This window comes from Halobacillus sp. ABA4_118, from assembly GCF_056160205.1.
On record NZ_JBSWWS010000001.1, the window covers coordinates 1,460,965 to 1,475,329 of the forward strand.

12 protein-coding genes and 2 tRNA genes are annotated in these 14,365 nt (G+C 49.8%); 4 read left to right on the forward strand and 10 right to left on the reverse strand.

Annotated elements, in window-relative coordinates; genetic code table 11:
* Window positions 1–107 precede the first annotated feature (107 nt).
* The 3 genes from ACXAGL_RS07090 to ACXAGL_RS07100 all read right to left on the reverse strand — a co-directional run bounded on the left by ACXAGL_RS07090 (window position 108) and on the right by ACXAGL_RS07100 (window position 1,902).
* Window positions 108–1,346 (reverse strand): peptidoglycan DD-metalloendopeptidase family protein, encoded by a 1,239-nt coding sequence (locus ACXAGL_RS07090; protein ID WP_474990636.1) that lies wholly within the window; start codon window positions 1,344–1,346, stop codon window positions 108–110.
* Between the two features lie 283 nt (window positions 1,347–1,629).
* Window positions 1,630–1,702 (reverse strand) — tRNA-Phe (locus ACXAGL_RS07095).
* A gap of 123 nt (window positions 1,703–1,825) precedes the next feature.
* A tRNA-Asp gene (locus tag ACXAGL_RS07100) sits at window positions 1,826–1,902 on the reverse strand.
* Between the two features lie 138 nt (window positions 1,903–2,040).
* Between ACXAGL_RS07100 and ACXAGL_RS07105 the strand changes: the two genes are divergently transcribed.
* A complete protein-coding gene (locus ACXAGL_RS07105; RefSeq protein WP_474990638.1) occupies window positions 2,041–2,526 on the forward strand; it encodes a hypothetical protein in 486 nt (161 codons plus the stop codon).
* A 14-nt stretch (window positions 2,527–2,540) separates the two neighbouring features.
* Here the strand turns inward: ACXAGL_RS07105 and ACXAGL_RS07110 are convergent, their stop codons facing one another.
* Together ACXAGL_RS07110 and ACXAGL_RS07115 are read right to left on the reverse strand one after the other, a co-directional pair.
* Window positions 2,541–3,098 carry an LOG family protein gene (locus tag ACXAGL_RS07110; protein WP_474990640.1) on the reverse strand — a complete coding sequence of 186 codons (558 nt, stop codon included), beginning with the start codon at window positions 3,096–3,098 and terminating at the stop codon, window positions 2,541–2,543.
* Between the two features lie 72 nt (window positions 3,099–3,170).
* Window positions 3,171–4,460: an adenylosuccinate synthase gene (locus ACXAGL_RS07115; RefSeq protein WP_027955905.1), complete on the reverse strand. Its 1,290-nt coding sequence runs from the start codon at window positions 4,458–4,460 to the stop codon at window positions 3,171–3,173.
* A gap of 239 nt (window positions 4,461–4,699) precedes the next feature.
* Here ACXAGL_RS07115 and ACXAGL_RS07120 point away from each other — a divergent pair, with 239 nt between their 5' ends.
* Together ACXAGL_RS07120 and ACXAGL_RS07125 are read left to right on the forward strand one after the other, a co-directional pair.
* The gene (locus ACXAGL_RS07120) at window positions 4,700–5,482 is read left to right on the forward strand and encodes a DeoR/GlpR family DNA-binding transcription regulator (RefSeq protein ID WP_474970121.1); all 783 of its coding nucleotides are present in this window, start codon (window positions 4,700–4,702) and stop codon (window positions 5,480–5,482) included.
* Window positions 5,473–6,327, forward strand: a complete 855-nt coding sequence (locus ACXAGL_RS07125; RefSeq protein WP_474970122.1) for a Cof-type HAD-IIB family hydrolase — start codon at window positions 5,473–5,475, stop codon at window positions 6,325–6,327. The genes ACXAGL_RS07120 and ACXAGL_RS07125 overlap by 10 nt, the downstream gene beginning before the upstream one ends.
* Before the next feature lie 140 nt (window positions 6,328–6,467).
* On the opposite strand, the gene dnaB is transcribed toward ACXAGL_RS07125, so the two are convergent.
* From dnaB to ACXAGL_RS07145, 4 genes are all read right to left on the reverse strand, one after another.
* Window positions 6,468–7,829, reverse strand: coding sequence for a replicative DNA helicase (dnaB, locus tag ACXAGL_RS07130; RefSeq protein WP_035532384.1), 1,362 nt, complete (start codon window positions 7,827–7,829; stop codon window positions 6,468–6,470).
* 134 nt (window positions 7,830–7,963) lie between these two features.
* Window positions 7,964–8,410 carry a 50S ribosomal protein L9 gene (rplI, locus tag ACXAGL_RS07135; protein WP_474970123.1) on the reverse strand — a complete coding sequence of 149 codons (447 nt, stop codon included), beginning with the start codon at window positions 8,408–8,410 and terminating at the stop codon, window positions 7,964–7,966.
* Window positions 8,407–10,380 carry a DHH family phosphoesterase gene (locus ACXAGL_RS07140; RefSeq protein ID WP_474970124.1) on the reverse strand — a complete coding sequence of 658 codons (1,974 nt, stop codon included), beginning with the start codon at window positions 10,378–10,380 and terminating at the stop codon, window positions 8,407–8,409. Before ACXAGL_RS07140 ends, rplI begins: the two co-directional genes overlap by 4 nt.
* Before the next feature lie 29 nt (window positions 10,381–10,409).
* Window positions 10,410–11,363: a YybS family protein gene (locus ACXAGL_RS07145; RefSeq protein ID WP_474990642.1), complete on the reverse strand. Its 954-nt coding sequence runs from the start codon at window positions 11,361–11,363 to the stop codon at window positions 10,410–10,412.
* Window positions 11,364–11,521: 158 nt separating this feature from the next.
* On the opposite strand from ACXAGL_RS07145, the gene ACXAGL_RS07150 reads away from it, so the two are divergent.
* Complete coding sequence (locus tag ACXAGL_RS07150; RefSeq protein ID WP_474990644.1) at window positions 11,522–12,337, forward strand: histidinol-phosphatase HisJ family protein; 816 nt, start codon at window positions 11,522–11,524, stop codon at window positions 12,335–12,337.
* A 459-nt stretch (window positions 12,338–12,796) separates the two neighbouring features.
* Here ACXAGL_RS07150 and ACXAGL_RS07155 read toward each other — a convergent pair whose 3' ends face one another.
* Entirely contained in the window at window positions 12,797–14,314 is a 1,518-nt protein-coding gene (locus ACXAGL_RS07155; RefSeq protein ID WP_474970127.1) for an AbgT family transporter, read from the reverse strand.
* Between the last annotated feature and the right edge of the window lie 51 nt (window positions 14,315–14,365).

The following is a 14,365-nucleotide window of genomic DNA, read 5'->3' on the forward strand; positions in this document are numbered from 1 at the left end:
TCATCTGAAGACACGACAGGAAATCATCCGTTCATCCTATCTATAGGCCTCCATGATTAGTCATTCCCATGAAAAAAGCCGCTATGACTCTGCATAGCGGCTTTTCATTATTGAGATACGTGGGAAAGCGGGTTTTCCAGGCCGCCATCCTTATGCACTTCAAAGTGGAGATGGACACCGGTGGAATGGCCGGTCGTTCCCATATCCCCGATTTTTTCACCCTGCTGAACCTTGTCCCCCACCTGGACATCGATGGAAGACAGGTGGGCATACAGTGTCTCATAGCCGTTGCCGTGATCAATGACGATTTTGTTTCCAAAGCTCTCCTGGTAACCGGCTTCGGTCACCTTCCCGTGATCGGCGGCTTTGATGGTCAGATCGGAAACGCCGGCGATATCGATCCCTTTGTGATAACGCCCCCAGCGTTCTCCCTGTTTACTCGTAATGACTCCTCCGACTGCCGGCCACACAAAGTTCCCGGATCCGGTGGATGGCGACGGCTTCGTGCCTTTCAACACGACTTGTGTGACGGGATCCTCGACGACTTCCTCTTCAAGGACTTCCTCCTCTGTGGTCTCGCCGTTTTCCGTCACCGTCTGAATCAAGGTTTCCTTCTTCCCATCCTGTCCTTCTTGATGGATTTCCGTTTCTCCTTCATACAGGGCATCCGTATTCCGGACTTCGACCTTGTGGGCAATCATTTCTGCTTCCCGTTCCTGTTCGGTTACGATCACATCGACCAGCGGTTCGCCGCTGCTCAGCGACACCTGCTCTGACATGTTACCGGTTTGAATGCGGTCCACCGTCTCCTCTACGGTATTGATGGACGAAGGAGCCGCTTGAACAGGGGCATAGTCGATCACACCATTGACGTAGACGTTTTCAAGTTCTGTTGCGCCGGCAGACACGTCCTCTTCCTCCGAGCCGCGCTCGTCATTGACGTATTCCGCTTTTAACGTCTCCATCACTTCCTCTACATCTCCGGCCTCCGGAAGGTAAGCGATGGACTGCCCATTCACTTGGACTTGTACCGCTTCCACCGCGTACGACACGTCCTGTTCCAGGTGGTCAAGCACCTCTCCCTCGTCTGCTTCAACAGAAAAGACGCGCTCCGGCTTGAATGTAATATCTTCAGCCACCGTCAAGTTCCAATCTTCATGCTTCTTTTCCTTCTGTTTCACCAATGCTTCCAGTTCATCCTGGACAACAGCCTTCTCCGTCACGGTACCAATCTCCCGGCCATCCATCTGGACGTGATAAACGGTCTGCATGGACTGCTCTGCATAAACCGTTCCGACTCCGAGTACAGCGATTCCAATTCCCGTGATGACAACCTTCTTCCACATGTTTCCTTCCCCCTGGATTTTTATGTGTATCGATCTATAAAAAAATGTAAAATTCACTTTCATTAATCTATCATAGCCAAACTTTTAATAAAATAGATTTTAAAACTTGTAAAAAAGATATAATTTTCCTGGCAATTTTACGAAATAGATAATAATCTTATATATATTGATATAAATTAGCATCAAAATGAGGATGTGGAAACACGGATAATATTTTCCTGTAATTGAACACAAAAAAGCCTGTAGAGGAACATAAAGTTCCTCTACAGGCTTTTTAAAGAAGTGGCTCGGGACGGAATCGAACCGCCGACACACGGATTTTCAGTCCGTTGCTCTACCGACTGAGCTACCGAGCCCTAGGAAGATGAAATTTTTCAAAACCGATGAAGCTCCTGCAATTACCGAGCTTTCGACTTCTTCTTTCCATTACTGAATCACATTACGTGTGAATTCGACTACACAGAATGATATAATGAAAATGGCGGTCCGGACGGGACTCGAACCCGCGACCTCCTGCGTGACAGGCAGGCATTCTAACCAACTGAACTACCGGACCAATACGGCTCGTTCACCGCAACGATATCTATCGTACCACACGGTCAAAGGGGAAGCAATAGTAAATTTCATAGAATGTAAGATATTCTTCAGTCCTTTGTCTGAACAGCTGCCATTATACATAGAAAGGAGGATCTCGTTGACGAGGATATGGTTCCGCTATCTGGTTTACGCCCTTATCTTTTTATTGGTATCGTTCATTGCCTATCTGAAGCTGAATCCGCCGCTTGAGCACGGATCGATTGGATCGACAGAGGACAAACAGTCGGTCATTGTTGCTTTAGGAAACAAAAGCATGCTGGGAAGTATCCACATTACGGATGTTTCCATTAATGATGATGAAGCTCCTTCCCACGTGAATGTTCAGATCAGCGACACAGAACAAGGTTTCACCCTTACGGATACACATGCGCTCCTCGGTGAGAACCAACGCACGCAGGATTTCACCTCATTCTCACTAGGACCCGATACCTCTCCTCTTGCTGCTAAAACCGTTGCCGCTGCCACTGATCCAGCCCCTGCCACCATCTATGGCCTGAGCATTGCCGAAGAAACAACCATCAGCAAAATTAAAGTGACATACCGGTACTTCGGGTTGATCTTTTCAAAAACGATTCACGTATAAGAAGGAACCGGACCTCAGCGAAGGCCCGGTTTTTCTTTTGCTTCCATTTCATCCAAAAGCTGGTGCGGATCCGAAGAGGCTGCCATCAAGTCCTGGTGCTCCTCTTTCACGAATCCGGCCTGGACACTGTGTTCCACGAGCTTCATCACAGGGGTATAATACCCTTCGATGTTGAAGAGGGCGACAGGCTTCTGATGAATGCCGATTTGTGCCCAGCTGACCGTTTCAAACAATTCCTCAAGCGTACCGAAGCCGCCGGGAAGAGCGATGAACCCATCAGCCAGTTCACTCATTTTCGCTTTTCGCTCATGGAGAGTGTCCACTTCAATCATTTTCGTAATATCCGGGTGGGGAACTTCTTTATCAAAAAGATGTGTCGGCATGACGCCTGTAACGGACCCGCCATGTGCAAGGACTTCATCAGCCACAGCGCCCATCAGACCGCTCCGGGCTCCTCCGTAGACGAGTTCAATCCCACGGGAAGCGAGGGCCTGTCCCAGAATTTTTGTCTGTTCAGCGAAGACCGGGCTGCTTCCTGCACTTGACCCGGCAAAAATACAAATGCGTTTCACATGAAACACTCCTTTCCTTTATCGTTATCCTATACAAAAACACCTGACTGATAACAGCCAGGTGCTCGTTGATTATTCGCTGTACACACTGCGGACGACGTTCGTTTGAGAACGGTCAGGACCGACAGAGAAGACAGAAAGCGGAATTCCTGTCAGCTGTGACACACGTTCGATGTAATGGCGTGCATTGGCCGGCAGTTCGCTCAGGTTTTTCACACCCGTGATGTCTTCCGTCCAGCCCGGCATTTCTTCATAGACCGGTTCACATTCAGCGAGAACTTTCAAGCTGGCCGGGAACTCCTCGATGATTTCACCTTTGTACTTATAGGCCGTACAAATCTTCAGCGTTTCGATGCCTGTCAGCACATCAATCGAATTCAGGGAAAGATCCGTGATTCCGCTCACACGGCGGGCGTGGCGGACAACAACACTGTCGAACCAGCCGACACGGCGCGGACGTCCTGTTGTCGTTCCGTATTCACGGCCGACTTCGCGGATTTGGTCGCCGGTTTCGTTTTCAAGCTCCGTCGGGAATGGACCGTCGCCGACACGCGTCGTATAGGCTTTGGATACACCGACAACGTGCTTGATTTTAGATGGACCGACACCGGAACCGATCGTAACTCCACCGGCAATCGGGTTGGAGGATGTGACGAACGGGTAAGTTCCCTGGTCGATATCGAGCATCACACCCTGGGCGCCTTCGAAAAGGACGCGGCGGCCGTCATCAAGGTTGTCATTCAGGACGACAGACGTATCGCATACATAAGAAGCGATCTTCTGACCATACTCGTAGTATTCATCAAGAATTTCATCCACGGTGAACGGTTCTGTTTCATACACTTTTTCGAACAGACGGTTCTTCTCGGCAAGGTTCTGCTCCAGCTTCTCACGGAAGCTCTCCTTGTCCATGAGATCGGCTATGCGGATTCCTGTACGGGCCGCTTTGTCCATATAAGCCGGTCCAATTCCTTTTTTCGTCGTTCCGATCTTATTGGCGCCCTTTTCCTCTTCCTGAAGCGCATCCAGCTTCAAGTGGTAAGGAAGAATGACGTGCGCACGGTTGCTGATCCGCAGGTTGTCTGTGGAAACACCTTTATCGTGAAGGTATTTCAATTCCTCAAGAAGCGCTTTCGGATCAATGACCATGCCATTTCCGAGTACGCAGATTTTATCATCAAAGAAAATCCCTGATGGAATCAGGTGAAGTTTATAAGTTATTCCGTCAAATTTAATCGTGTGTCCCGCATTGTTACCACCTTGGTAACGCGCAACCACTTCGGCATTTTGTGAAAGAAAATCGGTAATTTTGCCTTTACCTTCGTCCCCCCACTGGGTTCCGACTACAACTACTGAAGACATAAGGCACCTCCGCAATGAATTTGGTTATTGGTTTGAATTTCCTTCGTCAGTTTACCAATTCCCGACGTGAAAGTCAACGCTGAATCCGAACATTAATTTCAATAAAATATTTCAATGTTCGATAATAGCCTATATATCAGGCTTTTCTAACAACTTATTAAAACTTATTATCCATTGATTTTGATTATAAAATTACTTATAATCACTTACAAGAGGATAGATATGGAAGGGGTTCTCCCATGTATCAGGAAGAAAGACTGATCGGCGTCATTGAATACTTAAAAAACAACCGCCGCATCACGATTGATCAAATGTGTGAGATGTTCGACATTTCACGAGATACCGCCAGGCGTGACCTGGTGAAGCTGGAAGAGCGCAAAGCCATTGTACGGACGCGGGGCGGGGCCATCCTGCCGAAAACCCATGCGGCTATTCAGGATTATACCCATCGTTTGAAGGCTGTATCCTATGAAAAACAGGAAATCGGCAGAAAAGCAGCTTCGCTGATCCATTCGGGGGATCATATCATTTTAGACACATCCACGACCGTACAGGCCTGCGCCAGTCAGATCTCACCGATGGAGATCAAGGTGATCACCAATTCGATTCACCAGGCGGATATTCTCTCCAATGTCGGTCTCGTCTCCATCCAGCTCCTCGGAGGCTACCTGCAGAAGGAGCACCAGTTCCTTTACGGCGCTTCTGTCATTGAACGCCTGAAAAGCTATCATGTTGATAAAGCCTTCATCGGCGTAGTGGGCATCTCTGAACACGGACTGACCCTCGGACATGAAGAGGACGGGATGGTGAAGAAAAATATGATCAAGCAGGCCGGGGAAGTGATCGTCCTTGCTGATCATACGAAATTCGGGATGACGGAATTCTTTACGTTTGCAGGACTGGAGGATATCGACATGATCATTACCGATCAGGCACCGGAGGAACCTTTCCAGCGTCTATTGAAGGAATGCGGAGTAGAATTGATTGTCACAGAAGAGGAGGAGAAGGATTTATGGACTTGATTGCCATCGATCTCGACGGAACGCTTTTGAACAAGGAAAATTCGATCAGTGACGGAAATGCAGAAGCGCTGAAGAACGCACGGGAAAACGGCGTGGAAATCGTTATTGCGACAGGCCGGGCCTACTTCGATGTCCAGAAGATTTTTTCCAGTCTTCCCCTCCAGCCATGGGTCATCAGTGCAAACGGAGCCGTCATCCATACACCGGACGGCACCTTGTTTGAAGAAAAAGCACTGAATCGGCAGGATGCCGGGGAAGCCTTGGAGTGGCTGGAGCAGGAGGATTATTATTATGAGGTGTTCAGCGGCTCATCGATTTACACGCCGCAGAATGGACGGGAACTCCTTCACGTGGAGATGGACCGCCTCATCAGCGCCAATCCGGAAACTGATCAGCAGAGCTTGAGGCATGCACTGGATAAGCAGTTCAGCCAAAACGGCTTCGCTTTTGTCGAATCTTATGAGGAGATCGTCGAGTCCAAGGACCCGATGTACAACATCCTCGCTTTCACGTTCGACCTGGATAAACTCGAAAAAGGCAGAAACAAGTTCCGTGACCACCCATCGTTCACGATGGTGAGCTCTGCGGAGCATAATTTTGAACTGGAAGACCGAACAGCCTCCAAGGGCAATGCCTTAAGATCCGTAGCGGAGCACCTTGATATTCCGATGCACCGGACAGCGGCCGTCGGAGACAGTCATAACGACCTTTCCATGCTGAAGGCCGCTGGAAGAAGCGCAGCCATGGAAAACGCAGTCCGTGATGTGAAAGAAGCAAGCGATTACATCACGAAATCCAATGATGAGGATGGCGCAGCCTACGCCATCACCCACTACTTTTCTTAAGATCACCCACGACCCAGCGTGACTCTCCGGGAGGCGTGATGGGTGGTGATCATCATACATGGCTTCACAGAAGCTGATAAAAAAGACGCTCCTCCAGATCTCCCCTCTGGATGTGAGCGTCTTTTCGTTTCTTTCTCTTGTCAGGCCGGTGGTATATCGGCATCGGTATAACGGTGGTCAAGGTCGACGAACTTGTTGTACTCCTTCACGAAGGCCAGTTCGACGTTTCCGACCGGGCCGTTACGCTGTTTAGCGATAATGATTTCAATGATGTTCTGGCTTTCGGATTCTTTATCATAATAGTCATCACGATAAAGGAATCCGACGATATCAGCATCCTGCTCAATCGATCCGGATTCACGAAGGTCCGACATCATCGGGCGTTTATCCTGACGGGATTCCACACCACGGGAGAGCTGGGACAGGGCAATCAACGGCACGTTCAGCTCACGGGCCAGACCTTTCAGGGAACGGGAGATTTCAGAAACCTCCTGCTGACGGTTTTCTTTGGAATTCGCGCTTCCCTGGATCAACTGCAGGTAGTCGATCAAAATCATGCCGAGGCCGTGTTCCTGCTTCAGGCGGCGGCATTTAGAGCGGATTTCACTCACGCGCACCCCGGGGGTGTCGTCAATGTAGATGCCGGCGTTGGACAAGCTTCCCATCGCCATCGTCAACTTGTTCCAGTCTTCCGTTTCCAGGCTTCCGGTACGCAGACGCTGGGCATCGATGTTTCCTTCTGCGCAGAGCATACGGGAAACGAGCTGGTCAGCCCCCATCTCCAAACTGAAGATGGCCACGTTCTCATCTGTGTGCACGGCGACGTTCTGGGCGATGTTCAAGGCGAAGGCCGTCTTACCCATCGATGGACGCGCAGCGATAATGATCAAATCATTCCGCTGGAAACCGGAGGTGATGTGATCGAGGTCACGGTAGCCCGTCGGAATACCTGTCGTCGATCCATCGTTCATGTGCAGCTGTTCAATGTTGTCATACACATCGATCAGGACGTCTTTAATGCTTTTGAACGCACTGGAATTTTTCCGCTGGGAGACTTCTAAGATGTCCTTCTCTGCGGAGTTCAGGACATCGTCAATCTCTTCTTCCTCCGAATATCCTGTCGTCACAATGTTCGTAGCGGTTCGGATCAAACTGCGGAGCGTCGATTTTTCACCGACGATGTTCGTATAATAACCGACGTTGGCTGCGGTCGGCACCGAGTTTGCAATATCTGTCAGATAGGAAACCCCGCCGACCTCCTCCAACACCTTATTGTTGGAAAGAGCCGTGGTGACCGTAACCAGGTCGATTGGCTCGCCTCTGTCCGCAAGCGTCAGCATCACCTCGAATATCCGCTGGTGGCTTGCTCGATAAAAATCTTCCGGAAGTAAATTTTCTGCGGCTGTCGACATTGCTTCAGGTTCTAAAAAGATCGCACCGAGCACCGCCTGCTCTGCTTCTATATTATGAGGCGGGGTACGGTCGTTCCACATTTCACTCACTAGCTTTTCCTCCTCTAAATCGTTAACACCAATACATCATATTAACTCATATTCTGACCGCTGTCCATATGGCGGAAAGGGCAGAAAAGCGCCCTGTTCATCCGGACAATGGACAGGGCGCCTCTTTGATACATTTATTTTTCAGCGATGTGGACACGGATCGTGCCTGTCACTTCCGGGTGAAGCTTTACAGGAACGTTGGAGTATCCAAGCGTACGGATCGGATCATCCAGCTCAATTTTCCGTTTGTCGATCTTGATGTTGTGATCCTTCTTCAACTGCTCGGCGATCTGCTTACTCGTAATCGACCCGAAGAGACGGCCGCTGTCGCCGGATTTCGCATCAAGCTTCACTTCCAGATCAGCGAGCTGAGCCTTGAGGCGCTTCGCTTCTTCCACTTCTTCCTGAGCCTGCTGCTCAACCTTGGCATCCTTGGCTTTCTGCGCCTGCATGTTGCCTTTGGTCGCCTCGACAGCCAGGTTGTTCTTCAGAAGGTAGTTACGCGCATAACCGTCGTTCACTTCTTTAATTTCGCCTTTTTTCCCTTTACCTTTTACATCCGTTTTGAATATGACTTTCATTCTGTGTCTCCCCCTTCAAAATATTCGTCAATAATATCCTGCAGCAAATCTCTGGCATCTTCAATCGTTGTGTCTTCCAACTGTGTCGCCGCATTGGTCAGGTGACCCCCGCCATTCATCTTCTCCATGATGACCTGGACGTTGATGTCGCCGAGGGAGCGGGCACTGATGCCGATTCGGCCGTCACTACGTTCAGATATGACAAACGATGCGACGATTCCACTCATCGTAAGCAGCGTATCTGCCGCTTGAGCGATGATGACAGGACCATAGGATTCACCGTGGTCGCCTGTTGATATGGCTATCCCATCTCTATATATGGACGCCTTCTCAATCAACTTGCTCCGCCTTACATAGACATCCAGATCCTCTTTCATGAATTTCTGGACCTGGACGGTATCGGCTCCTTTGGAACGCAGGTAGGAAGCGGCGTCAAACGTTCGTGAGCCCGTACGGAGTGTGAAACTCTTCGTATCGACGATGATCCCGGCAAGCAGGGCCGTCGATTCAAGCATGGACAGCTTCAGCTTCTTCGGCTGATATTCCAAAAGCTCGGTGACAAGCTCGGCCGTAGAAGAAGCATATGGCTCCATGTAGACGAGCGTCGGATCCTTGATGAACTCCTCCGCCCGGCGGTGGTGATCGATGACGACGACATGCTCGGTCTTCGACAGCAGTTTTTCCTCCATGACCATGGATGGTTTGTGCGTATCGACGACGACGAGCAGTGTATTGTTCGTCACCATTTCGAGCGCATCTTCCGGCGGGATGAAGTACTCCCACAAGTCTTCGTCCTTTTCAATCTCTTCGACCATCCGCTGCACGCCTGTATCGATATCATCCGGATCCAGGACGATGGCTGCTTTTTTGTCGTTGGCCTGAGCGATTTTCAGTATGCCGATGGAAGCCCCGATCGAGTCCATATCCGGGGATTTATGTCCCATAATCAAGACCTTTTCACTCGCCTGGACGAGCTCCTTCATAGCGTGGGAGATGACTCGTGCCCGTACACGCGTCCGTTTCTCCATCGGGTTGGTTTTACCGCCGTAGAAGCGGACCTTCCCGGAATCATCCTTGATGGCCACCTGGTCGCCGCCGCGGCCGAGAGCAAGATCCAGACTCGACTGAGACAGCTCCCCGAGTTCAGGCAGGCTGATCGGCCCGACACCGATACCGAAACTCAGTGTCAGTGGAACGTTCTGATCGGTAATCAGTTCGCGGACATCATCCAGGATTTCGAACTTCGCTTTTTCAAGCGTGTAAAGAATCTCCTGGTTCATCACAGCCATAAACCGTTCCTGTGAAGTGCGTTTCAAGTAGATGCCGTAGTCCCCGGCCCATTTGTTCAGAATGGAGGTTACCTGGGAATTGATATGGCTCTTCGCTGTATCATCCATTCCCTGCGTAATTTCCTCATAGTTATCAAGGAAGATGATCGCAAGTACCGTCTGTTCATTTTCATAACGGTTATGAATCTCGGTCTGCTGTGTCCGGTCAAACAGATAAAGCAGGCGCTCCTCCCGTTTGACAACCGTCTGGAATTTATAGCCGTCGATCGTAATCCACACCTCATCCTCCTCTTCCTTCAAAGCAGGAATCAGCTGATCCGACAACTTTTTCAGCGATTCGCCGACGACCGTATCCTCATTCGTGAACCGGTTCATGTACGGGTTGGCCCATTCGACGGTGTAATTCTCGCTGTACAGGATAATTCCGATCGGCATCTCCAACAGAGCTTCCTCGCCCACCTTTTTCACCCGGTAGGAAAGGGTCGATATATATTCTTCGGTTTCATTGATCATGTGCTGTTCGGTGCGGACACTGTAGAATATCGATGCAGCAAGGAACAGCGTCATCAATAACCCGAGCATCCACTGATAATACCAGATAAACCCGAGCAGAATTAAGGAAATCGCATAGATGATCCATAAGTGTCCGCTCATCGTTGGTTTCTTAAAAAAGTTCGGCATTGCATTCAGCTCCTACCATCTTCTCCGAGCTAGTTTTTTTTCTTCTCACTGACATAGCTGCGCAGTGGAAATCCTAAGTCAATTATACCTAAAATTCGAACAAGATACATGATCAATCCCGGAGAAAGTAATGAAAAAACGATCACCAGGACAGGTACAGCCTTCGGCCACTTCTTCTGTGATGCGTAATAGAAGACGAATGAAAAGCCTTGGATAGCAAGCAGTGTGCCAGCCACAATGAAGACGTTGATGGCTCCGAAGTACACCCAGCCTTCCCGATCTGTCACCACATAGTTCAAAATCATCGCAAAGAAGTAATACCACAGAATAGACGTCGGCAATCGGAAATTTTTAAACGAAGCAAAGGCATAGGACTTATTTTCGATTCTGTTCATGAGCTTGAACGTCAGCCACAAACTGATCAAGGCAGTGATGACGCTTGTCATGACGAAAATACTTGGGATGATGTCTGGGATGAAGGTGATCGCTTCACGGACTGTGTCCACAGCTTCCTCTGAGCTGTCCCCTTGTCCGAAGATACCCATCGTAGATTCCACCGTGTCTAAACTATCGCTCATCCCTGCGGTCAGTTCATCAATAAGATTGATGCCGAGAAGCAGCTGGACAAGCCCCATACCGAGGACAAGTCCTCCCGTATACCCGACGGTTCCAAGAGCAAGAGACTCATAGGCTGAACGGCCGGCATGCAGGACGCCGCCGGATGCCACGCCCCCGATTCCCGCTGTGAGTGTAAAGGGAATGGAAAGGACCGGAACGATCAGCAGACTGAAGATCATCGTTAAACAAAACAGGAGCAGGCCGGGCTTCCAGCCGTGACGGCTGCTGTAATAAATGTATGGCACCGGCAGAACGAACAGCAGTAACGATCCGATTCCTCCCGGCAGGAAAATAATTACCAATAACAATAGCAGATATATCCCTGCCATTAAAGCCCCTTCGGTTATTCTTTTTGAGTTGTTCATATTCAGGTTGCACCTCGACTTTTTTCGCGCTGTCTTAACCTCCCTATTTTAACATATGTACGGTTTGTACGGGTTGTTGTTTACTCACACCTGTTCTGTCTTGGTGAACAGGTGTGAGTCTGGTATGATGAATGAAATTCCACCTGAGGAGGATATTCATGCTGACCGATTATCACGTGCATATGGCTGAAACAGGAAATTTAGACGTCGACTATCTGAGAACCTACATACAAAAAGCAAAAAACGAAGGCATTCAGGAATTAGGCATTTCTGAACATGCGTATTTTTTCCAGGAGACAAAAGAGATTCTCTCCAATCCGTGGGTCAACAACCGGCGGACCCTCGATTTCGGCACCTACCAGCAGATGTTTGATGAAGCCGAAAAGCAGGGACTTCCCATTAAAATGGGCATCGAGATGGATTATATGCCTGGTAAGGAAAAAGAGATGGAAGCCTTTATCGAAAACCATCCCTTCGATTATGTGATCGGTTCCGTGCACTGGATCGACGACTGGGGCATCGATCTGGCCATTTACCGCGAGGAATATGAAAAAAGAGATTTGAAAGACGTCTATGAGCAGTACTTCGACCGCGTCGTCACCCTCGCTGAATCCGGACTGTTCGACTTTGTCGGCCATATCGATGTGATTAAAGTATTCGGCTATCGTCCGGATGACCGTGATTTTCTTATCGGGCAGTACAAGCGGGCGGCAGAAGCACTGGCTTCTACGAATACGCTGATTGAAATCAGTACCGCAGGGCTGAGAAAACCGGTCGGAGAGCTGTATCCTGATCCTGATCTACTGAGGATCTGTAAGGAAGCCGGAGTTGGAATCGTTCTCTGCTCTGATGCGCATAAGCCGGACCATATCGGCTACCGCTATGATGCCGCCATCGACCTTGCGAAATCAGCCGGCTATTCGCATGTCCATACATTTACGAACCGAAAAGCTGAACGTCATCCGATCGGGTAATTAAAAAGGCCGGGCGCTCTCGACGAGCATCCGGCCTTTTCAGCTTGGAGAAAAACTTTTTTTCTAGTGACTCCAATACCTGGTCATGGATAGGATTTTTCCCACGCAAGCGGCAGTAACGACCCCTGTAATGTCCTATAAAACGGCGAAGGAGCGATGCTCAACGTTCTCTTATATCAGAGGGTAAAGCTGTTTTCCCACAGGCGTCGGCACGAGGAGCGTTCGGTGGTGACGCCTGCGGGAACAGCGCGAGCCGAAGATCCAATTGGTCAAATGGTTTTCTTGACCAATTTAGCTGAGGCCGTGCCCGCGGCAAGCATCCACCGATAAGCGGAACGTGTACCCCTGAACACGACATGCGGACAACTCTAACTGGATAGGACGAACTTTTTCTACAGACTGAAAGGCCGGACTCCTTATAAGGAGTCCGGCCATTTTTTCATGATCTGTGTTGATTCATTAATAGCTGATTGGAGCTCCCGGTCCGACTGGGATGCCAAGAATGACCCAGACGAGCAAGAGCAGCAGCCATGCAAGCAGGAAGGCGACCGAATACGGAATCATCATGGAGATGAGGGTACCGATGCCGAGCTTCTTGTCATAACGCTGAGCAAATGCAATGACCACCGGGAAGTACAAGAGCAGCGGGGTGATCATATTCGTCACAGAGTCCGCGATCCGGTACAGCAGTGTCGTGAATTCCGGGGAATATCCGAGATTCATCATGATCGGCACGAACACCGGTGCAAGAATCGTCCATTTCGCCGAAGAACTTCCGATAAAGAAGTTGACGACCATCGTCAGGCCGAGGAACGTCAGAATCAACCCGATACCGTCAAACCCTGTGGAATCAAGAAAATCGGCGCCTCTGAAAGCGATGACCGTTCCAAGGTTGGTCTCACGGAAGTAAGCGATAAACTGACCAGCCGTAAAGGCGAGAGCGATGTAGCCGCTCATCGTGGCCATCGTTTTTCCTAACAGCTTGGTCAAGTCTTTGTCATTGGTAATCTCCTTGACGACTATCCCGTAAATCAGTCCCGGGACGAGGAACAGGATGAAAATGACAAAGACCAGGGCGTTGAAGAACGGTGATTCGATATAAGCCCCGTCCCCGCGCAGCGGCCCGAACGAAAGATAGGCCATCAAGGCGAAGGTAAGGAGGAAACCGATACCGGCCCGGCGCATCCCTTTTTTCTCCAGAGCTGTCAGTTCATCAATCTCCCCGGCTTCGTCCCCTTTATAAGTGCCAAGACGCGGTTCTACAATTTTATCAGTTACGAATGTACCGACAATCGTAATCAACGCAACCGAAGCAGCGGCAAAGAAATAGTTCATCGTCACCGTGATCGTATCAGCGTAGGCAGGGTCAATGGTACCGGCCGCATCAGCCGTCAACTCAAGCAGAATGGCATCCGTGGACGTCAGCGCCAGGTTGGCACCGAAACCACCAGACACACCAGCGAAGGCCGCAGCCAGACCGGCAAGCGGATGACGTCCCAGTCCCAGGAACAGGACAGCGCCAAGCGGCGGAAGAACAACATATCCGGCGTTAACCGCCACACTGGACATGACACCGGCAAATACAAGCGCTGCTGTAAGCAGGCGGCGCGGGAAGGAAAAGACGATGCCCTTCAGCGAGGCGTTGATCAATCCTGTCTGTTCCGCAAGCCCGATACCAAGCATCGTTACAAGAACAGCGCCAAGCGGCGGAAAACCGATGAAGTTTTCAACGGCACTGTTGAATATATAATCCAGTCCACTGAGACTGAATAGGTTTTTGACTTCGACCACTTCTCCTGAGGTCGGGTTGGTGACAGATACACCGGAAAAGATGCCGGAAATCACCACGACAAGCGCTGCCAGAATGGCAAACAGCAGCAAAGGAGAGGGCAGTTTATTCCCCAGCCACTCGATCCCGTCTAATATACGGAAGAGGAGCTTTTTCGGGGCAGAAGCTTCTTTTTGTTGAGCATTCATAATGGTCCTCCTTGTTTTTTTATTTAATACTTACAAATAAGGTCGGCATTA